This is a genomic window from Paraburkholderia sp. TE9906, assembly GCF_056279605.1.
The window spans coordinates 384,239-404,509 of sequence record NZ_JBWCCT010000003.1 but is presented as its reverse complement, the minus strand read 5'-3'; the positions used below and the strand labels follow the sequence as shown (position 1 = coordinate 404,509).

The following is a 20,271-nucleotide window of genomic DNA, read 5'->3' as shown; positions in this document are numbered from 1 at the left end:
CGCGTGACGCGCCCGATTTGCCGCTCAAGCCGCCACGTGCGCCGCGCCGCGCGTTTGCCCGGCCACGCTCTGCACCCAGCAAAGGCCGGCGGCGGTGGTCGTGCGCGGCTTGTACTCGCAGCCGACGTAGCCGTCATAGCCAATCGAATCGAGCAGCGAGAACAGATAGGGGTAGTTGATTTCGCCGGTGCCCGGTTCATTGCGGCCCGGGTTGTCGGCGAGCTGGATGTGTGCGATCTGCGCCAGGTTCTTCCTGATGGTCGCCGCGAGTTCGCCTTCCATCCGTTGCATGTGATAGATGTCGTATTGCAGGAACAGGTTGTCCGAGCCGACCGCGCGAATCACCTCGAGGCCTTCGCTCGAGCGGTTCAGCGCGAAGCCGGGAATGTCGTATGCGTTGCACGGCTCGACCAGCAGTTTGATGCCGGCCTTCTTCAGTTCGCCGGCGGCGAAGCGCAGGTTGTCGACGATCGTCGTGCGCGCCTTGTCCGCGTCGACACCCGCCGTCGGAATGCCGACGAGACAATTCAGTTGCGGCACCTTCAGCGCACTCGCGTATTCGATCGCGCGTCCCACGCCTTCCTGAAACTCGGCCACGCGATCCGGCAGACACGCGATGCCGCGTTCGCCCGCTTCCCAGTTGCCAGCCGGCAAATTATGCAGCACCAGCTTCAGGCGGTTCTGCTGCAAGCGCTCGCTCAACTCGGCGATCTGATACGGATACGGAAACAGGAATTCGACGGCGTGAAAGCCTGCGTCCGCCGCCGCCGCGAAGCGGTCGAGGAACGGGACTTCGTTGAACAGCATGGTGAGATTCGCTGCGAATTTCGGCATGGTGCGTGGGTCTCTCTGGTCGGTCGGTGAAATAGGTTTTGAGGCTTCTGGCGAACGCGACGGGCAGCTCGGCATGGCGACGCTGCCCGTCGCATTTCATCGCTCAATAATGCGCAACCGGCGGCGCTCAGTCGAGCAAGCTGATCGCGGTCGGCGCATCTTCGCGCGTCGCTGCGAGCTCCTCGAACTCGTTGATCGCGTCGATCTCGGTGCCCATCGAGATGTTGGTCACGCGCTCGAGTATCACTTCGACGATCACCGGCACGTTGAACTCCGCGAGCATCGACTGCGCTCTTTGCAACGCGGGCTTCAGCTCTTCCGGCTTGAACACGCGGATCGCCTTGCAGCCCAGGCCTTCGGCCACCGCGACGTGATCCACGCCATAACCGTTGGTCTCCGGCGAATTGATGTTCTCGAAGCCGAGCTGCACGCAGAAGTCCATCTCGAACGCGCGCTGTGCCTGGCGGATCAGGCCGAGGTATGAGTTGTTCACCACCACATGCACGTACGGCAGCTTGAATTGCGCACCGGCCGCGAGTTCCTCGATCATGAACTGGAAGTCGTAGTCGCCCGAAAGCGCGACGATCGGCCGTTGCGGATCGGCTGCGCGCACGCCGAGCGCCGCGGGAATCGTCCAGCCGAGCGGGCCCGCCTGGCCGCAGTTGATCCAGTTGCGCGCCTTGTACACGTGCAGGAACTGCGCGCCGGCAATCTGCGACAAACCGATCGTGCTCACGTAGCACGTGTCGCGGCCGAACACCTGGTTCATCTCTTCATAGACGCGCTGCGGCTTCATCGGCACGTTGTCGAAGTGCGTCTTGCGCAACATCGTGCGCTTGCGCTGCTGGCAATCGGCGACCCATGCGCTGCGGTCTTTGAGCTTGCCCGCGGCCTTCCATTCCCGAGCCACTTCGACGAACAGTTCGAGCGCGGCTTTCGCGTCCGACACGATGCCGAGATCCGGGCCGAACACGCGGCCGATCTGCGTCGGTTCGATGTCCACGTGCACGAATTTGCGGCCCTTCGTGTAGACGTCGATGCTGCCCGTGTGACGGTTCGCCCAGCGGTTGCCGATGCCGAGCACGAAGTCGGATGCGAGCATCGTTGCGTTGCCGTAGCGGTGCGAGGTTTGCAGGCCGACCATGCCGGCCATCAGCGGATGGTCGTCGGGAATCGCGCCCCATGACATCAGCGTCGGGATCACCGGTACGCCGAGAGTTTCGGCGAACGTCACCAGCAGATCCTCGGCGGCTGCGTTCAGCACACCGCCACCGGAGACGATCAACGGTTTTTCGGCATCGTTGAGCATGGTCAGCGCGGCTTCGATCTGCTTGCGCGTCGCCTTCGGCTTGTAGACCGGCAGCGGCTCGTACGTGTCGATATCGAATTCGATTTCCGCGAGCTGCACGTCGATCGGCAGGTCGACCAGCACCGGACCCGGACGGCCCGAGCGCATCAGATGGAACGCCTGCTGGAACACGCGCGGCACCAGCGCCGGCTCGCGCACCGTCACGGCCCACTTGGTGACCGGCTTGGCGATCGATTCGATGTCCACGGCCTGGAAGTCTTCCTTGTACAGACGCGCGCGCGGCGCCTGACCCGTGATAGCGAGAATAGGGATCGAGTCGGCCTGCGCGGAGTACAAACCGGTGATCATGTCGGTGCCGGCGGGGCCCGATGTGCCGATACACACGCCGATGTTGCCCGGCTGCGCCCGCGTATAGCCCTCGGCCATGTGCGACGCGCCTTCGACGTGGCGCGCCAGCACGTGGCTGATGTTGCCGGCCTTGCGCATCGCCGAGTAGAACGGGTTGATCGCGGCGCCCGGCACGCCGAACGCGGTGTCGATGCCTTCTTTTTCGAGCACCAGCACGGCTGCGTCGACGGCTCTCATCTTGGCCATGAATGTCTCCTGAATGTCTGGGATTGGGGCGAACTCAAGCGTTGAAAGCCACTGTAGGCCTGACCTAAAGGTTTGATAAGATCAGTGCGGGTCGCTTATTCCGAAACAAAAAGTATTGAATAGGCGTGGACCCGGCGGTGACCGGTTCTGCAGAGGAGGAGACAGCGATGGACCGCTTCAAACAGATCGAAACGTTCGTGCGGGTTGCGGACGCGGGCAGCCTCGCGGCCGCCGCGCTGGAGGAGGGCGTGTCGCCGGTGATTCTCGGGCGCCGCATCGACGCGCTCGAAAGGCGCCTCGGCGTGAAGCTGATGTACCGCTCGACGCGGCGGCTGGTGGTCAGCGAGGAGGGCGCCGCGTTTCTGGAACGCTGTCGCGGCCTCTTGACCGAGTGGGACCAGGCGGAAAACGAACTGAGCGCCGGACGCCGCGCAGTGAACGGCCATCTGATCGTGTCGGCGCCGGCCGCGTTCGGGCGCAAGCACGTCGCGCCGCTCGCGCCGGCGTTTCTCGCCGACAAGCCGGAGTTGCAGGTGTCGTTCAATCTGACCGACCGGGTCGTGGATCTGGTGCGCGAGGGCTACGACCTGTCGATCCGCATCGGCGGCACGGTCGATCCGAACTTCGTCGCGGTGAAGCTGGCGTCGAACCGGCGTGTGGTGTGCGGCACGCCCGACTACTTCCGCCGTCACGGCAAGCCGAAATCGCTCGAAGATCTGCCGCACCACAACTGTCTCGCGTTCAACCTGCAAGGCGGGCAGAACCGCGGCTGGTATTTTCGCCGCAACGGCAAGCTGGCGACGGTGCGCGTGGGCGGCACGCTCGACTGCAACGACGGCGAACTGCTGCATCGTTGGGTATCCGAAGGACTTGGGCTCGGCTGGCGCTCCACGTGGGAAATCCAGCAGCAACTCGCGCGCGGCGAACTCGAAACCGTGCTCGACGACTTCGCGCTGCCCGACTACGACATTCTCGCGGTCTACCCGCAGCAGCGCTATGTGCCGGCCAGGGTGCGCTATTTCATCGATTATCTGAAAGAGGTGTACGCGAGCGAGGATTACTGGAACCGGCCGGCTTATTAGCGGGTGATGGCAGGCGGCGCGGGCAATGAGCGGGAGGCGGCGCGGAGCGTGCGCACCGATCTTTTGGCGGATTCGCGGCGGTGGCGGGAATAAACTCGGCGTGTGGCCGGTTATGCGATGAGAGGAACGTGACGACGAGCCGCACAGCCTAGCCGCAATGCCCTGGAGGGCCGAGGTGGTCCAGACCGAAACCGATGCCGACGCCCCCGGGCGCGGCGAAACCGAAGCAGCGAGGAGCCGCCGTTTCCAGCAGCTCGCGCTGCCGCACCTCGACGCCGCGTACAACCTCGCGCGCTGGCTGTGCGGCAACGCCAGCGACGCGGAGGACGTGGTTCAGGAAGCCTTCATGCGTGCGTTCCGCTTTTTCGATACGTTCCGGGGCGATTCCGCGCGGCCGTGGCTGCTGGCGATCGTGCGCCGCACCTGGTACACCGAGTGGCGCCGCCGCGCGTCGCCGCATGAAATGCTCGAATTCGACGACACCATGGACGAGGCCACTTTCGACGGCTGGAGCGCGGGCGGCACCGATCCGCAGGCGCTCCTGATCCGCGACGAGGATGCGAGGCGGGTGCATGAGGCACTGGCGCTGCTGCCGGTCGAGTATCGGGAGGTGCTGATTCTGCGGGAACTCGAAGAGATGGGTTATCGGGAGATTGCCGCGGTGGCCGATGTGCCGATCGGCACGGTCATGTCGCGGCTCGCGCGCGGGCGTCGCAAGCTGGCCGCGCTGCTGGTGGGCACGCAGGGCGTGGCGGGCGGTGGCGGGGCGATGGGCGGAGCGTCGGCGGGGGGCACGGCTGGCGCGCATAACGGCGCGCCGTCTTCCGGACATTTGCGATCCACCGCATCTGCGCTCTCGCGGGAGGGTTGCGCCGATCCGCGTGAGACCGGTCGCGCGGCAGGCACACGCGCCGTCGAGCCGGGCGACGACAACGACCCTCGCGCCGCGATACCCGTCGCCGGCAAGCCGCCTGGCGCCACGGTTACGCCACTCCGGGCGTCTGCGAACGGCCGGCCCCTCAACCTCCCCGGCGGCAACGCCGCCGGCCCCGCCAGGGAGACGCCGGATGGACTGTAACGAAGCACGGCCGCTCCTCGATGCGAATGCCGATCACGAATTGCCCGCGCCGGATGCACGGCGCGTCCAGCAGCATATCGAGAGCTGCGAGGCCTGCCGGCGTGAAAGCGAACACCTGCGGGCGCTGGGCGGCGCGCTGCGCGCGGCGCCTTATCATCGCGCGCCGCCGTCGCTGCACGCGCGGATCGTCGCCGGGTTGCCGGAAGTGGATGAGGCGGTGGCGTCTGCGGCGTCTGGAGGGGCCGGGGCTGCCGCGACGCCGGGGACGACCGCGAAGGACGAGAAGCCTCGACGCCAGTCAGCGTGGCCGGAGCGGCTTGGCGGCTGGCTGAAGGGCTGGTTTCAGGGGCCGGGTCAGGGCAAGCGGGATGGCTGGGGCGGCTCGCCCGGCGGCGTCGGACAGCCGCTCGCCACGGGCGGCGCGCAGCGTCTCTTCGCGCCGGGCTGGCTGGCGGCGCTCGCTGTCGCGCTGTGCGCGGTGGCGGCGGTCGTCACGCTGAATGTGCGGCGCCCAGCCGATTTCACGCCGTTCGCCGACGAACTGGTGGAAAGTCACGTGCGGGCGCAGGTCTCGGGACGCGACATCGACGTGATTTCGACGGACCGGCATACGGTCAAGCCATGGTTCAACGGCCGGCTCGACTATTCGCCGCCCGTCGAGGATCTCGCGGCCAGCGGCTTCGCGCTGGAGGGCGGCCGGCTCGACTACATCGCGCATCAGCGGGTGGCCGTGCTGGTGTATCGCTACCGCAAGCACGTGATCGACGTGTATGTGTTCCCGCAGGCGGGCGCGGGCGGCGCGGGGGCAGGCCGTGGCGCGGACGGCGCGGCGCCCGCGGCACTCGGCCACGAAGGCTATTCGATCGCCCACTGGGACGCGGAAGGCATGACCTGGTGGGCGATCACCGACGCCGCGCCGGATGCGTTGAGCGGTCTCGAAGCGGCGCTCAAGGCGCGTTTGCAAGGCGGTAGCGGGCGAACCGAAGGCGGTTGAGGGTGGGGGGAGCGGTGTCGGAGGGCGGTGCAGTGGCTGCGAGGGGCGGGCTGGGCAGGGGCACAGAAAGCCGGCCCGCGGGCCTCTCGGGCTGGCGGACAGCAACCTGACGCCGCCAGGCAGGTTGCAGGTGTCCAAAGGCACTCCGGCCTTCCTCGCACCATCTTCCCGTGCGCCCCTAAACCTTTGAAAACACACCCGATTCGTGCGCCGCACTAATGAGATATCTTGCAACCCGGCCCCATTCGGGTTACACTCTTTGGCTTCTCACTTGCCGCACCGGTTCCGACGCCCGGGTGGCTTTAATCCACAAGGAGTGAATATGCGTCATTACGAAATCGTATTTATCGTGCACCCGGATCAGAGCGAGCAAGTGCCCGCCATGATCGAGCGTTACAAGTCCACGATCACCTCGCACGGTGGCCAGATCCACCGTATCGAAGACTGGGGCCGTCGCCAACTGGCCTACATGATCGAGAAACTCGCGAAGGCTCACTACGTCTGCATGAACATCGAATGCGACCAAACCACGCTCGACGAGCTGGAGCACGCATTCAAGTTCAACGACGCTGTTCTGCGTCACCTGATCGTCAAGATGAAGAAGGCCGAAACCGGCCCGTCGCCGATGATGAAGGAAGTGCAGCGCGAAGAAGCCAAGAAGTCGGCTGCTACGCAACCGTCCGAAGCGCAGGCTTAAGACACACTATTTAAGCTACCAGACCCAAGCGTCGCTTTCGCCAAAGGCTTCATGAACCGGCTGCAACTCACGGCCAGCGTCGTCGAACGCGAACCGGTGCGGTATACCCCCGCCGGCGTTCCGATCGCAGGATGCACGTTGCAGCATCGCACGGAAGTCGTCGAAGCGGGCATTGCCCGCCAGGTCGAACTGACCATGCAGGCAGTCGCCGCAGGCGAAGCGAGCGGCAGGCTGGAAAGCTGTCCGATGGGCGTGGAAACGCTCTTCACAGGCTTTCTGGCGAAAAAGCACCGCAACGCAAGAACTCTGGTATTTCACATCACAGCATTGCAGGACATTGGAAAGGACTGAACATGCCCCGCCCGACTGGTAAGAAATTCGACAAGCGTCGTCAGCAACAAAATCCGCTCTTCAAGCGCAAGAAGTTCTGCCGTTTCACGGCCGCTGGCGTCGATCACATCGACTACAAGGACCTCGAAACGCTGAAGGACTTCATCGGCGAAAACGGCAAGATCACGCCGGCGCGTCTCACGGGTACGAAGTCGCACTATCAACGCCAGCTGGATACGGCAATCAAGCGCGCACGTTTCCTCGCGCTGGTGCCGTACACCGACCAGCACAAGGCCTAACCCGACGACGCGATAAGGAGCATCCGAATGCAAATCATTCTTCTGGAAAAAGTCGTCAATCTGGGCAACCTGGGCGATATCGTGAAGGTCAAGGACGGTTACGCACGTAACTTCCTGATCCCGAACAAGCAAGCTCGCCGTGCAACGAAGGAAGCCCTGGCTGAATTCGAAGTGCGCCGTGCAGAACTCGAAAAGATCGCCGCTGAGAAGCTGGCGGCCGCTTCGGCTCAAGGCGAAAAGCTGGCAGGCTCGACGGTTCAGATCGGCCAGAAGGCTGGCGTCGACGGCCGTCTGTTCGGCTCGGTGACGAACGCCGACATCGCTGACGCACTGGTCAAGCAAGGCTTCGCAGTGGAAAAGGCGCAAGTGCGTCTGCCGGAAGGCCCGCTGAAGACGGTCGGCGACCACGCAGTTCAAGTTTCGCTGCACACCGACGTTCTGGTCGATGTGACGGTGGCTGTGATCGGCGAACACGTCTAAGCCGACCGCGTCTAAGCACCAAATAGCATTTGCCAGGATGTAGCTGGCGAAAGGCAGGGGCCGGGAAACCGGCCCCTGCCTTTTTTGTGGCCGTTTTCGTTTTTTGCGCTCGCCCCCGCCGCCCGATTACCCGATAATTCCACTCCATGAACGCACCGTCCAAAGATCCCCAACTCGAGTCGCTGAAAGTCCCGCCGCATTCGATCGAGGCCGAGCAATCGGTGCTGGGCGGCCTGCTGCTCGACAACGCGGCATGGGACCGCATCGCCGACTTCCTGTCGCAGAGCGACTTTTACCGCTACGACCACCGCATCATCTTCGAGCACATCGGCAAGCTGATCGCGGCAACGCGTCCGGCCGACGTGATCACCGTGTACGAGGCGCTTGGCACCTCGGGCAAGGCGGAAGAGGTCGGCGGTCTCGCCTACCTGAACGCACTGGCGCAGAACACACCGAGCGCGGCCAATATTCGGCGCTACGCGGAAATCGTGCGCGATCGCGCGGTATTGCGCCGGCTGGTGTCGGTCGCTGATGAAATCTCGGCCGATGCGTTCAATCCGCAAGGCAAGGAAGTCCGGCAGTTGCTGGACGAAGCCGAATCGAAGGTGTTCTCGATCGCCGAAGACGGCGCGCGCGGGACCCAAGGCTTCCTGGAAATCGGGCCGCTGCTGACCCAAGTGGTCGAGCGGATCGACACCCTGTATCACACCGCGAACCCGAGCGACGTGACCGGCACGCCGACCGGCTTCGTCGATCTGGATCGCATGACGTCGGGCATGCACGGCGGCGAGCTGATCATCGTCGCGGGCCGTCCGTCGATGGGTAAAACGGCGTTTTCGATGAACGTCGGCGAATACGTGGCGGTCGAGTATGGTCTGCCGGTCGCCGTGTTCTCGATGGAAATGCCGGGGTCGCAGCTCACGATGCGTATGCTCGGCTCGGTCGGCCGGCTCGATCAGCACCGTATGCGAACCGGCCGTCTGACCGACGAGGATTGGCCAAAGCTCACGCACGCGGTGCAGAAAATGAGCGAAGCGCAGATCTTCATCGACGAAACCGGTGGGTTGAACCCGATGGAATTGCGCTCACGCGCACGCCGGCTGTCGCGCCAGTGCGGCAAGCTGGGTCTGATCATCATCGACTACCTGCAGCTGATGAGCGGGTCGTCGTCCGGCGAAAACCGCGCGACCGAAATTTCCGAAATCTCGCGTTCGCTCAAGAGTCTCGCCAAAGAACTCGACGTACCGGTGATTGCATTGTCGCAGCTCAACCGGGGTCTCGAACAACGCCCGAACAAGCGGCCCATCATGTCGGATCTGCGTGAATCCGGCGCTATCGAACAGGATGCGGACGTGATCCTGTTCATTTACCGCGACGAAGTCTATAACCCGGACAGCCCGGACAAGGGCACCGCCGAAATCATCATCGGTAAACAGCGGAATGGCCCGATCGGACCTGTTCGGCTCACGTTCCACGGCCAATTTACGAAGTTCGACAATTTTGCCGGCGCGCAGAATTTCTACAGCGAGTAAACACACAAATACGCGCCTGTTGTAACGGCGCTTTCAAAAGTGCGACATAAGCCCCGCAACGGTACAATATGGCGGTTTTATGTCAGCCATTATGTGACCAATTTTCGGGATCCCAATGTTCGGTCGATTCATGCCCACCGAGGGCAAGTTCTTTGAAATTTTCAATGCACACGCAACGTGCATCGTCTCGGCGAGCCGCGAACTCGAGCTGCTGATCGACAATCTGCAAGACGCGGAAACCCACAAGCAAAACGTGCAAAAAGCCGAGAAGGCCGCTGACAAGCTCACGCACGAAACCATCGACCTGCTTCACAAGACATTCATCACGCCGCTCGACCGCGATGAGATCCACAAGCTGATCACCACGATGGACGACATCCTCGACCTGATGGAGGACGTCGCCACCGCTATCTCGCTGTACGACGTGCAGGCGGTGACCTCGGAAGCCAGCCAGCTCGCGCACATCTGCACGGCAACTTCGGAGCGCGTGCAGTTCGCCGTCAGCCTGCTGTCGGACATGAAGCAGGCCAGCCAGATCCTGAAAGCGTGCGAGGAAATCGACCGTCTGGAATCGGAAGCCGACCGTGTGCTGCGCTCGGCAATGTCCAAGCTCTTCCGCGAGGAAGACAACGTCAAGACCCTGATCAAGCTGAAGGCAATTTACGAATTGCTCGAAACGATCACGGACAAATGTGAGGATGTAGCGAACATCATCGAAGGCATCGTGCTGGAAAACGCATAATGCAATCGATACAACTCGCCATCTGGGTCGTTGCCGGCCTGGTCGCTGTCGCCCTGATTTTCGACTTCATGAACGGCTTTCACGACGCGGCGAATTCGATCGCCACGGTCGTTTCCACCGGCGTGCTGAAGCCGCAGCAGGCGGTGGCCTTCGCGGCAGCGTTCAACGTCATCGCGTACTTCGTGTTTCACCTGAAAGTGGCCGCGACCGTCGGCCGGGGCACGATCGATCCCAACATCGTCGACCACTACGTGATCTTCGGCGCGCTGGTTGGCGCGATCGGCTGGAACGTCATCACCTGGATTTACGGCATTCCTTCCAGCTCGTCGCATGCGCTGATCGGCGGGCTGGTGGGTGCCGCGCTCGCCAAGTCGGGCTGGGGCTCGCTCAACATGGACGGCCTGCTGAAGACGGTGGCCTTCATTTTCATTTCGCCGCTGCTGGGCTTCGTGCTCGGCTCGTTTTTCATGCTGGCGGTGTCGTGGATGTATTTCCGCACGCCGCCAAGCAAGGTCGACCGGCGCTTCCGGCGTCTGCAACTGGTGTCCGCAGGTTTGTATAGCCTCGGCCACGGCGGCAACGACGCGCAGAAAACCATCGGCATTATCTGGATGCTGCTGATCGCGACCGGTTTTGCGTCGACGTCCGCGGACGCGCCACCGCTGTGGGTGATCGGCGGGTGTTATCTGTCGATGGGGCTTGGCACGCTGTTCGGCGGCTGGCGGATCGTCCGCACGATGGGCCAGAAAATTACCAAGCTCAAGCCGGTCGGCGGTTTTTGCGCGGAATCGGGCGGGGCGATCACGCTGTTTACTGCGTCGTGGCTCGGCATTCCGGTGTCCACCACCCATACGATCACCGGCGCGATCGTCGGCGTGGGCGCGACGCAGAAGCTCAGCGCGGTGCGTTGGGGTGTGGCCGGCAACATCGTCTGGGCGTGGATTTTGACGATTCCTGCCTCGGCGGTGCTGTCCGCGGCGGGCTGGTGGTTCGGCCACCATTTTCTGTAATTCCTCGAGCGGCTGTGGGCGCGCGGGCCTGCGCGTGGCGTGATGCGTGCGGCGCTGACAGCACGTCGGGCGCTCGCCGCGGCTTGTGAGACACAAGCGCCGCTCGCGCCCTCAGTAGGCAATCCTCCTCACACGTTTTCACGCACGCAGCCAGTCTTAGCCGCGCGTCGCTCAGATGAGCGGCGCGCTGCCCCCATCCATCGGGACAATCGCGCCCGTTACATAGCTCGCGCGGCGGCTCGCCAGAAACAGCGCGACGTCGGCAATCTCCTCCGGTTTCGCATAGCGTCCGAGCGGCACCTTGGCCTGTCCGCGCGCCAGCGCGTCCGCGTTCTCGATGCCTTGTTGCGCCGCTTCCAGTTTGACCGCTTCCTCGACGCGCTCGGTCAGCGTCGCCCCCGGGTTGATCGCGTTGATGCGGATGCCGTAGCGCGCGTAGTAGTGGGCGAGGCCGACGGTGGCGAGCATCAGCGCGGCATTCGCGGCGCCGCCGGCAATATGGATGTCGCTCGCGATCTTGCCGCCCATGCCGATGATGTTGACGATCGTGCCCGGTTCCGCGCCGCCGCCGGTTTTCGCGCGCTCCGCCATGCGGCGCAGAACTTCCTGTTGCGGATAGATGTAGGGGAAATACTTGGCTTCCATCGTCGCCCTGAACGCGTCGGCATCGAGCGTTTCCGGGTCATAGCGGCGCGCCGCGCCAGCGCTGTTGATCAGCACGTCGATCGGGCCCACTGCGGAGCTGACTTCCTCGACGATATCGGCGGCGCCGTGCGGTTCGTGCAGATCAGCGCGAGTCCGATGTACGTGCAAGCCTTCCTGCTTCAATTGCTCGTACGCGCGCGCGAGGTTGGCGGGGTCGCGTGACACGATCGCGACTTTGGCGCCCTCCTGAGCGAAGGCTCGGGCGCAGGCGAAGCCGATTCCCTTGCTGCCGCCCGTGATCAGCACCACCTTGTCTTTAAGCCCGAGATCCATCGTCACCACCCGCTGTCGGAAGAATATCGATGACGATAGCAGATCGGCGGCGTTGCTGTGTCCCCCCGGCGCTGCGATACCGCGGGGGATGGCTTCGATGGTGCAGCGACGGTTACGAGTCAGAAGTTGCCGTTGGCGAAGCGGGCGATCGGATCGTCGTTTGTCTGGGTGGGGGCGGGTACGCCACGCGAGGATGTGGACGCTCGCATGATCTGCACGCTGCCATTCGCATCGGCTTGCTGTGCCTGCCGGGCCTGGCGCGTGGCCACCGAAGCGGGTGGCGGGGGCTCGAACGCATCGGCGGCGGCGTCGATGGCGTCCGGTGCGCGAGTAGCCGTGGTTTGCGGGATCGTCTGCGCGCCCGGCGCCGTTTGAACCGGTGAGCCGGCGGGAGCCTCATACGCGCTTGCCTGGGTAGCCGGAATCGTTGCCGGCGCCACGGCGCCCGCCGCGCGCGCCTGAATCTGCGCCGCGCTCATGCCCGGCGGCGGTGGCTCGAACGGGTCAGCTTGCGCTGCGGCCGCAGCTCCGGCCGTGGTGATTGTCCCGGCCGGCTGAGCCGCCTCTGCCGACGGGGCGCGCGGCATGGCCGCAACGCGGGCCGCTTGCTGCGGTTGTCCCCCTGATTGCAACGCCGGCGACGCGGCAACATAGCCCGATCGCGCAACCGCGGCTCCCGCGCCTGCGCCCGGCGCCGCAGTCGAGCCCGCAGCCGAGCCCGCATACGCCGGCGCGACCTGCGTCACCGGCGCGCCGCTCTCCGGCTGCGGCGCCGCAGCCTGATAACTCGGCGTGTCGAACGGCGTGGGTGTCGCAGCCGGGGCGGCCACCCGGCGAATGCCGTCGAAGCGCTTCGCCCAATAAGGATTGGTCAGATAGTCGAGCCGCACCGTGCCGCCAGTCGATGGCGCATTGACGAAGCGCAGCTTGCCCACGTAAATGCCGACATGCGAATGGGCGCGGCCGGTCGTGTTGAAGAAGATCAGATCTCCCGGCGCGATCTCGTCGGGTTCGATCGATTCGCCACGTCCACTCATGTCCGCCGTGGTGCGCGGCAGATTCACCGACGCGGCGCGCAGGACCACATAGCGAACCAGCCCGCTGCAATCGAAGCCGCTATCCGGCGTATTGCCGCCCCAGCGGTAGGGCACGCCCACCAGACTCATCGCCTGAATCGAGATTTCTTCGCGGCCGATGCTGTGATCGACGAAATGGGGAAAACCGGGCGGCGGCGCATGATACGCGCCGTTCGTCACCACGACCGAGCCGCCGGACCCGCGCGATGTCTTCTGCGGCGCGCCGGCACAGGCGGCGAGCAGCAGGAGGGTCAGCAGCGAAAAGGCGAGACGGCGCATGGGAAGCGAGGCGAGCGTTAAACGCTCGTTGACTGACGGACGATGTCCGGATGGTAGCCCGCCGCACATGGCGCGGGCAAGAATTGTTGATAAATTACTTGAAGATCGTGCGCTAAGTGTTGCCCGTTCAGCACGAGGAAGTAAAAAAGCCGCGTCAGGAAGGTTCCGGACGCGGCTTCGAGGTAAAGCTAACTGACTGAAATCTAGAGGATTTCCGACGCGTAATCGGCCAGACGGGAGCGCTCGCCGCGCGCCAGCGTCACGTGCCCGCTGTGCGCCCAGCCCTTGAAGCGGTCGACCACATACGTGAGCCCCGAACTGCCTTCAGTCAGGTAAGGCGTATCGATCTGCGCGATATTGCCCAGACAGATGATCTTCGTGCCCGGACCCGCGCGCGTGACCAGCGTCTTCATCTGCTTAGGCGTCAGGTTCTGCGCTTCGTCGATGATCAGATACTTGTCCACGAACGTACGGCCGCGCATGAAGTTCATGCTCTTGACCTTCAGACGCGAGCGGATCAGCTCCTGCGTCGCGGCGCGGCCCCATTCGCCGGCGGCGTCGTCGGTTTTCTGCAGGACTTCGAGGTTGTCGTCGAATGCGCCCATCCACGGCTGCATCTTTTCCTCTTCCGTGCCCGGCAGGAAGCCGATGTCTTCGCCGACCGGCACCGTCGCGCGCGTCACGATGATCTCGTTGTAGCGCTTGTCGTCGAGCACCTGCGCGAGGCCGGCCGCGAGCGCGACCAGCGTCTTGCCGGTACCGGCCTGGCCGAGCAGCGTGACGAAGTCGATTTCCGGATTCATCAGCAGGTTCAACGCGAAATTCTGCTCGCGATTGCGCGCCGTGATGCCCCACACGTTGTTCTTGTGGTGGCCGTAGTCACGCAGCGTTTGCAGCAGCGCCGTCTTGCCGTTCAGCTCGCGCACCAGCGCATGGAACGCCGGCTCGCCGTTTTGCGGCTCCAGATAGACGAACTCGTTGACCAGCATCGACGCGCACAGCGGACCCGTCACCCGGTAATACGTGGTGCCTGTCTTGGTGTCCTGCCAGCTTTCCATGCCCTTCGCGTGCTTCGTCCAGAAATCCTGCGGCAGCGCGCGGATGCCCGAGTACAGCAGATCGCTGTCTTCGAGCACCTGGTCGTTGAAGTAGTCTTCGGCCGGCAGCCCGAGCGCGTGCGCCTTGATGCGCATGTTGATGTCTTTCGACACCAGTACGACCTGGCGATCCGCGCGATCGCGCTGCAGCGCGCGCACCACGCCGAGAATCTGGTTGTCGGCCTTGCCTTCCGGCAGACCTTCGACCGGCTCGATCGCGGTGAGCTTGGTCTGGAAGTACAGGCGCCCGGACGCCTCGCGGCTGCCCAGACGGGCGAGCGAAATGCCGTCGGACATGTTGCCGGCGTTCGCTACCAGCGCGTCCAGCGTGCGGCTCACCTGGCGGGCGTTGCGCGCGACTTCCGACATGCCCTTCTTGTGATTGTCGAGTTCTTCCAACGTCATCATCGGCAGATAGACGTCGTGTTCCTCGAAACGGAACAGACAGCTCGGATCGTGCATCAGCACATTGGTGTCGAGCACGAAGAGTTTCTGGACTTCGAGCGGTTCGGCGCCCACGCCGCGTTTCTTGCTGGTGCCACGGGTGCTGGGCGCGGCGGCCGGCGTATCGGCCGCGGGCTGTTTCGCGCTCGGCGCGCGCGCGACCACCGGCTGCGGATGAGCCGCGGGCGTAACCGGTTCGGCTTGCGGACGGGGGGCCGGCACCGGCTGCAGCAGCGCGGCGGTCTGCTTCGATTTGCGGCTGCGTGCCGGCGCGGCGGTTTCGGCCGTGGCAGGCGACGCGGATGCTGCGGGCACAGGCCGCAGTGTGGTTGCGGCGTTGGCCGCCTGCGCCATCGGTGCGGCGACGTTCGCGCGGCCGTAATCGGCCGGCTCTGCGGCTTCCCCGGCGCCAGCCTGTTTCTTCGCGGCGGAGCGCGCCGGCGTGGCGGCTTTGGCCTTGTATTCGTCAGGCGGCAGGAGATTGCCGAGCTTGCTGGGGGGAGTAGGCAAAGGCATGGTTTCCCTCGAATTAATCGGGTCACATATCGTGCGCCGCCTGTCGCATTCTGCCGGTGCCAGTGGATGCGCACGCAGTTTGCGCCCGGAGGCGCGCATTCGGTCTAGAGATGCCGGTTCGCCTGGTCTTCGATCGGCTCCTTGATGCAAGCGCGCGGCCGAGTGAACGAACGGTTGCGCGCAATTAAAAAAGCCGCCGCCCCGGCGTACGGGGCAAGCGGCTCGCCTACGGTGCTCGCGTTGCGGCTCACGACTCCGACGGTCCGGGTGGAAGGGCCGTCAAGTCGGGTGCAGCGCAGGAAAATGTGGGGTGGACAGGCACTCATTGCAACCCAATATAACGCGCCTCAAAGCGCTTGTACAGCCACCAGAATATCGTCGACATGGCCGGGCACTTTCACGCCGCGCCACTCCTCGCGCAGCACCCCTTCGGCGTCGATGAGGAACGTGGAGCGCTCGATTCCCCGTACTTCTTTGCCATACATTTTCTTCATTTTGATGACATTGAAGAGGGCGCACAGGTTTTCTTCCGGATCGGAGATCAGCGGGAAGGGCAGTTCGAGCTTGGCCTTGAAATTGTCATGCGAGCGCAGGCTGTCGCGCGACACGCCGATGATTTCCGCGCCGGCCTTCCTGAACTTCGGATACAGATCGCGGAATTGCAGACCTTCGGTCGTGCAGCCCGGCGTGTTGTCCTTCGGGTAAAAATACAGCACCACCTTCTTGCCCCGCAGCTTGGACAGCGTGATCTCACCACCGGTAGCGGGGGCGGTGAAGTCGGGGATGGGTTGGTCGACTGCGATGGACACGAGGTTCTCCGGTTTGTTATGGCCGGCGCCGTTTTGCTGCTGCGGCGTCGGCCTGGCATCGAGGCTTATGGGGAGGTCGGCGCCTGCGCGCGCGGTGGTGGTTCCGGTTGTGGTTCCGTCTCGCGCGGCGGCCGGCGGTCAGGGTCGGCCGCCGATCGGTCGCTCAGGGCTGGACGATCAGCTCGCCGGAACGCCCTGGAATTTCGCCCCACGTAACAGGGTACGATGGCAGCGTGCTGCGGTCTAGCGTGGCGTAGTAATCACCCATCGTCGCGAAGGTATGGCCTTGCGCGCGCCACCCTTGCAGCAACTGTTCGAAAATCGGCGCCAGCTTTTGTCCTTCGAGTTCCGCGTGCAACGTGAACACCTGGTCGTGCGGATTGTTGGCCGTGTGCTTCAGCATCCATTGCGCGACGTTGTGCTCGTCGACCCCGTCCACGCCGAGCACTTCATCGAGCGTGGGCAGCGTTGTGGGCATCTGTACGTGGCTGAGCGTCCTGCCGCCGACCACCGGCAGATACGGCGAGTGGCCGCGCCCGTCGGACGCGTACTGCATGCCCCACGCGTCGATCTGCTCGAACGCATGGCCGTTCATCTGCCAGCCCGCCGCGCCGTGCGTGGCCGGCGGGCCGCCGAACACCTCGACGAAACGGTCATGGCTTTTCTGCATCTGCGCGCTGGTCCACGCGCGGTCTTTCGAGCGCACGTTGTCCTGCCAGTACACGTGATCCCACGTGTGGATGCCGCATTCGAAACCGGCTTCGTGGATCGCGCGCATCTCGGCGGCTGCCTTGGCGCCAATGTCCGGACCGGGCAGCAGCACGCCGTACATCAATTGCTTGACGCCGTAGTGCTCGACCACCGAGGTGCGCGACACCTTCTTCAGAAAGCCCGGCCGCAGCACACGGCGCATCGCCCAACCGGTGTGGTCGGGGCCGAGGCTGAAGAGGAAGGTGGCGCGCGCCTTGAAACGATCAAAGATGCGCGCGAGATTCGGCACGCCTTCGCGGGTGCCGCGCAGCGTGTCGACGTCGATCTTCAGGACGATACGAGCCAAGGCGATCCGCCCTTATTGCTGTTCGACGAGCGCGCGGGCTTCGCCGACATGGCCGCGATACGCTTCGAAAATCTTGCGCAGCGCTTCGTCGAAAGTCGACTTCGGCGCCCAGCCGAGTTCCTGCATCGTGTTCTCGATTTTCGGCACGCGGTTCTGCACGTCCTGATAGCCTGCGCCGTAGTACGCGCCCGACGACGTTTCGATCAGCTGCACCTGCTTGGCCGTGTCCGCGTATTCGGGGAATTCGGCGGCGAGCGTCAGCATCTTGTGCGCGAGTTCCCGCACCGAGAAATTGTTGGTCGGGTTGCCGATGTTGTAGATCTTGCCGGTGGCGACGCCGTCCTTGTTCTCGATGATCTTCATCAGCGCGCCGATGCCGTCGTCGATATCGGTGAACGCGCGTTTTTGCGCACCGCCGTCGACGAGGCTGATGTTCTCGCCGCGCACGATGTGGCCGAGGAACTGCGTGACCACGCGCGAGCTGCCTTCCTTCGGCGTGTAGATCGAGTCGAGGCCCGGGCCGATCCAGTTGAACGGACGGAACAGCGTGAAGTTCAGGCCTTCCATGCCGTAGCCCCAGATCACGCGGTCCATCAACTGCTTCGAGCACGCATAGATCCAGCGCGGCTTGTTGATCGGGCCGTACGACAGTTGCGATTCTTCCGGATCGAACTGCTCGTCCGTGCACATGCCGTAGACCTCGGAGGTCGACGGAAACACGAGGTGCTTGCCGTACTTGACGGCCGAACGCACGATCGGCAGGTTCGCCTCGAAGTCCAGTTCGAACACGCGCAGCGGCTGCTTCACGTAGGTGGCGGGCGTCGCGATCGCGACCAGCGGCAGGATCACATCGCACTTCTTGACGTGATACTCGACCCACTCCTTGTTGATCGTGATGTCGCCTTCGAAGAAGTGCATCCGCTCATGATTGATGAGGTCGCCCAGACGTTCGGTCTGCATGTCCATCCCGAAGACTTCCCAATCGGTCGTTTCGAGAATGCGTTTGGACAGGTGATGGCCGATGAAGCCGTTCACACCCAGAATCAGGACTTTTTTCATGAAGGTCGGGGAGTTTGGATGAGCTGGGCGAATTCCGCCGGACTGACGACAGTTTCGCCGCCGTCGTGCTGGTGCCGCAATTCGTGGATGATGATCGAGCGGCCGTCGCCGCAGATCGCAAAAACGGCATTATCGCTTACGTGCAGGCCCGGCGGCAAATCCGGACGGAGCGCGCCGGGCGCGGCCAGCCGTGCGCGGGCGACGATAAAGCGGTGGCCGTCCAGATCGGTGAACGCGCCGGGATAGGGCGGCGCGACCGCGCGAATCAGGTTGTAGACCTGCTGCGCGGGCTGGCTCCAGTCGAGCCGGCCGTCTTCCGGCTTGCGTCCGCCGTAGTAGCTGCCGTGCGCGAGATCGTTCGGCAGATGCGGCGCTTCGCCTGCCAGCAGTGCCGGCAGCACGCGCCACAGGGTTTGCTCGGCGGCGACCGTGACCTTGTCGAACACTTGCGCGGCGGTGTCGTCGGGCAGGATCGGCACAGGCGTCTGCGCGATGATCGCGCCCGCGTCGGGCTTGGCCGCCATTTCGTGCAGCGTCGCGCCGGTTTCGGTTTCGCCGTGGATCACCGCCCAATTGGTCGGCACGCGGCCGCGGTATTTCGGCAGCAGCGAGCCGTGCATGTTGTAAGCGCCCCGTGCGGCGAGCGCGAGCAGGTCGACCGGCAACATGTGGCGGTAGTAGAACGAAAAGATGAAGTCCGGGCGCGCGGCGCTCACCGCGGCGCGCAACTCCGCGCTCTTCGGATCGGCCGGCGTGAGGACCGCAATGCCGTGCTCGGCCGCGACCGAGGCCACGCTGCCGAACCAGATGTTTTCGCTCGGGTTGTCTTCGTGGGTGACGACCAGCGCCACGTCGACGCCGCGCGCGAGCAGCACCTGCAGGCAGCGCACGCCGACGTTGTGATACGCGAATACGACGGCGCGCGGCTTCATGGCGTCGGCCCCTGATCGGTCAGCGGCGCGGCTTGCACCGCCTGCACGACGGCCTGGCGCGGTACTTCGGCGACGGCCGCGCCGTCGCGCTCCTCAAGGATGGTTTGCACCAGATAGCGCGGCCGCGCGCGCACCTGCTGATAGATCCGGCCGATGTACTCGCCGAGCAGGCCGAGCGCGAAGATGATCACGCCGAGCAGGAAGAAGGTGATAGCGAACAGCGTGAACACACCTTGCACTTCCGCGCCGATGATGAAGCGGCGAATCAGCAGCAGCACGAACAGCGCGGCGGACCCGAGCGACAGGATCACGCCGATGAACGACAGCCATTGCAGCGGCACCACCGAGAAGCCGGTGACGAGATCGAAATTCAGGCGGATCAGCGAGTACAGCGAGTATTTCGATTCGCCGGCAAAACGCTCTTCGTGAGCGACTTCGATTTCGACCGGATTCTGCGCGAACGTGTACGCGAGTGCCGGAATGAACGTGTTGATTTCGCCGCAGCGATTGATCGTGTCGATGATGTGCCGGCTGTACGCGCGCAGCATGCAGCCCTGGTCGGTCATCTTGATGCGGGTGATGCGCTCGCGCAGCCGGTTCATCGCGCGCGACGCCTTGCGGCGCCACAGGCTGTCCTGGCGTTGCAGACGGATCGTGCCGACGTAGTCGAAGCCTTCGCGCATCTTCGACACCAGCTTGCCGATTTCCTCCGGCGGATTCTGTAGGTCGGCGTCGAGCGTGATGACGATTTCGCCGCGCGATTGCTCGAAGCCCGCGAGAATCGCCATGTGCTGGCCGTAATTGCCGTTCAGCAGGATCACGCGGGTCGTGTCGGGCCGCGCGCGGAACTGCTCGGCGAGCAGGGCGGCGGATTTGTCGCGGCTGCCGTCATTGATGAAGATCACTTCGTAACCGGTGCCGAGCGCGTCGAGCGCCGGGTAGAGGCGCGCGAACAGCGCGGCCAGCCCGGCTTCCTCGTTGTACACCGGGATGATGATCGACACTTCCGGTGCGGCGGCGCGATGTTCCGAATAAATCATTTC

The 20,271-nt window shown here is 64.2% G+C and carries 20 protein-coding genes; 10 read left to right on the top strand and 10 right to left on the bottom strand.

The window, feature by feature from the left end; translation table 11 throughout:
- Window positions 1-24 precede the first annotated feature (24 nt).
- A complete protein-coding gene (gene hyi, locus ACZ9H4_RS09585) occupies window positions 25-834 on the bottom strand; it encodes a hydroxypyruvate isomerase (protein WP_408143140.1) in 810 nt (269 codons plus the stop codon).
- Window positions 835-961: 127 nt separating this feature from the next.
- The gene (gene gcl / locus ACZ9H4_RS09580; protein WP_408152542.1) at window positions 962-2,737 is read right to left on the bottom strand and encodes a glyoxylate carboligase; all 1,776 of its coding nucleotides are present in this window, start codon (window positions 2,735-2,737) and stop codon (window positions 962-964) included.
- A 167-nt stretch (window positions 2,738-2,904) separates the two neighbouring features.
- Between gcl and ACZ9H4_RS09575 the strand changes: the two genes are divergently transcribed.
- The 10 genes from ACZ9H4_RS09575 (at window position 2,905) to ACZ9H4_RS09530 (ending at window position 10,981) form a co-directional block, all read left to right on the top strand.
- Window positions 2,905-3,819, top strand: a complete 915-nt coding sequence (locus ACZ9H4_RS09575) for a LysR family transcriptional regulator (protein ID WP_408143144.1) — start codon at window positions 2,905-2,907, stop codon at window positions 3,817-3,819.
- Between the two features lie 175 nt (window positions 3,820-3,994).
- On the top strand, window positions 3,995-4,897 hold the full coding sequence (locus ACZ9H4_RS09570) for an RNA polymerase sigma factor (RefSeq protein ID WP_408143146.1): 903 nt from the start codon (window positions 3,995-3,997) through the stop codon (window positions 4,895-4,897).
- Window positions 4,887-5,891, top strand: coding sequence for an anti-sigma factor family protein (locus tag ACZ9H4_RS09565; RefSeq protein WP_476118885.1), 1,005 nt, complete (start codon window positions 4,887-4,889; stop codon window positions 5,889-5,891). Before ACZ9H4_RS09570 ends, ACZ9H4_RS09565 begins: the two co-directional genes overlap by 11 nt.
- 322 nt (window positions 5,892-6,213) lie before the next feature.
- Window positions 6,214-6,588: a 30S ribosomal protein S6 gene (gene rpsF, locus ACZ9H4_RS09560; protein ID WP_006048823.1), complete on the top strand. Its 375-nt coding sequence runs from the start codon at window positions 6,214-6,216 to the stop codon at window positions 6,586-6,588.
- 51 nt (window positions 6,589-6,639) lie between these two features.
- Entirely contained in the window at window positions 6,640-6,939 is a 300-nt protein-coding gene (gene priB / locus ACZ9H4_RS09555) for a primosomal replication protein N (protein ID WP_121318445.1), read from the top strand.
- 2 nt (window positions 6,940-6,941) lie between these two features.
- Complete coding sequence (gene rpsR, locus ACZ9H4_RS09550) at window positions 6,942-7,217, top strand: 30S ribosomal protein S18 (protein WP_007182109.1); 276 nt, start codon at window positions 6,942-6,944, stop codon at window positions 7,215-7,217.
- A 27-nt stretch (window positions 7,218-7,244) separates the two neighbouring features.
- Entirely contained in the window at window positions 7,245-7,697 is a 453-nt protein-coding gene (gene rplI, locus ACZ9H4_RS09545; protein ID WP_168665203.1) for a 50S ribosomal protein L9, read from the top strand.
- Window positions 7,698-7,843: 146 nt separating this feature from the next.
- On the top strand, window positions 7,844-9,229 hold the full coding sequence (locus ACZ9H4_RS09540; protein WP_408143149.1) for a replicative DNA helicase: 1,386 nt from the start codon (window positions 7,844-7,846) through the stop codon (window positions 9,227-9,229).
- Between the two features lie 115 nt (window positions 9,230-9,344).
- The gene (locus ACZ9H4_RS09535) at window positions 9,345-9,971 is read left to right on the top strand and encodes a DUF47 domain-containing protein (protein WP_007182106.1); all 627 of its coding nucleotides are present in this window, start codon (window positions 9,345-9,347) and stop codon (window positions 9,969-9,971) included.
- Window positions 9,971-10,981, top strand: a complete 1,011-nt coding sequence (locus ACZ9H4_RS09530) for an inorganic phosphate transporter (protein WP_408152546.1) — start codon at window positions 9,971-9,973, stop codon at window positions 10,979-10,981. The genes ACZ9H4_RS09535 and ACZ9H4_RS09530 overlap by 1 nt, the downstream gene beginning before the upstream one ends.
- A gap of 171 nt (window positions 10,982-11,152) precedes the next feature.
- Here ACZ9H4_RS09530 and ACZ9H4_RS09525 read toward each other — a convergent pair whose 3' ends face one another.
- From ACZ9H4_RS09525 to ACZ9H4_RS09490, 8 genes are all read right to left on the bottom strand, one after another.
- Window positions 11,153-11,959: an SDR family oxidoreductase gene (locus ACZ9H4_RS09525; protein WP_408143245.1), complete on the bottom strand. Its 807-nt coding sequence runs from the start codon at window positions 11,957-11,959 to the stop codon at window positions 11,153-11,155.
- A gap of 119 nt (window positions 11,960-12,078) precedes the next feature.
- On the bottom strand, window positions 12,079-13,314 hold the full coding sequence (locus ACZ9H4_RS09520; protein WP_476118883.1) for a C40 family peptidase: 1,236 nt from the start codon (window positions 13,312-13,314) through the stop codon (window positions 12,079-12,081).
- Between the two features lie 203 nt (window positions 13,315-13,517).
- On the bottom strand, window positions 13,518-15,371 hold the full coding sequence (locus ACZ9H4_RS09515) for a PhoH family protein (protein WP_408325959.1): 1,854 nt from the start codon (window positions 15,369-15,371) through the stop codon (window positions 13,518-13,520).
- A 347-nt stretch (window positions 15,372-15,718) separates the two neighbouring features.
- Window positions 15,719-16,180 (bottom strand): peroxiredoxin, encoded by a 462-nt coding sequence (locus tag ACZ9H4_RS09510; RefSeq protein ID WP_121318430.1) that lies wholly within the window; start codon window positions 16,178-16,180, stop codon window positions 15,719-15,721.
- Window positions 16,181-16,343: 163 nt separating this feature from the next.
- Window positions 16,344-17,237 carry a polysaccharide deacetylase family protein gene (locus tag ACZ9H4_RS09505; RefSeq protein ID WP_408143156.1) on the bottom strand — a complete coding sequence of 298 codons (894 nt, stop codon included), beginning with the start codon at window positions 17,235-17,237 and terminating at the stop codon, window positions 16,344-16,346.
- Between the two features lie 12 nt (window positions 17,238-17,249).
- Window positions 17,250-18,296 carry a bifunctional UDP-4-keto-pentose/UDP-xylose synthase gene (locus tag ACZ9H4_RS09500; protein ID WP_408143159.1) on the bottom strand — a complete coding sequence of 349 codons (1,047 nt, stop codon included), beginning with the start codon at window positions 18,294-18,296 and terminating at the stop codon, window positions 17,250-17,252.
- Entirely contained in the window at window positions 18,293-19,228 is a 936-nt protein-coding gene (locus tag ACZ9H4_RS09495) for a formyltransferase (RefSeq protein WP_408143161.1), read from the bottom strand. Before ACZ9H4_RS09495 ends, ACZ9H4_RS09500 begins: the two co-directional genes overlap by 4 nt.
- The gene (locus tag ACZ9H4_RS09490; protein ID WP_408143162.1) at window positions 19,225-20,268 is read right to left on the bottom strand and encodes a glycosyltransferase; all 1,044 of its coding nucleotides are present in this window, start codon (window positions 20,266-20,268) and stop codon (window positions 19,225-19,227) included. Before ACZ9H4_RS09490 ends, ACZ9H4_RS09495 begins: the two co-directional genes overlap by 4 nt.
- Window positions 20,269-20,271 lie beyond the last annotated feature (3 nt).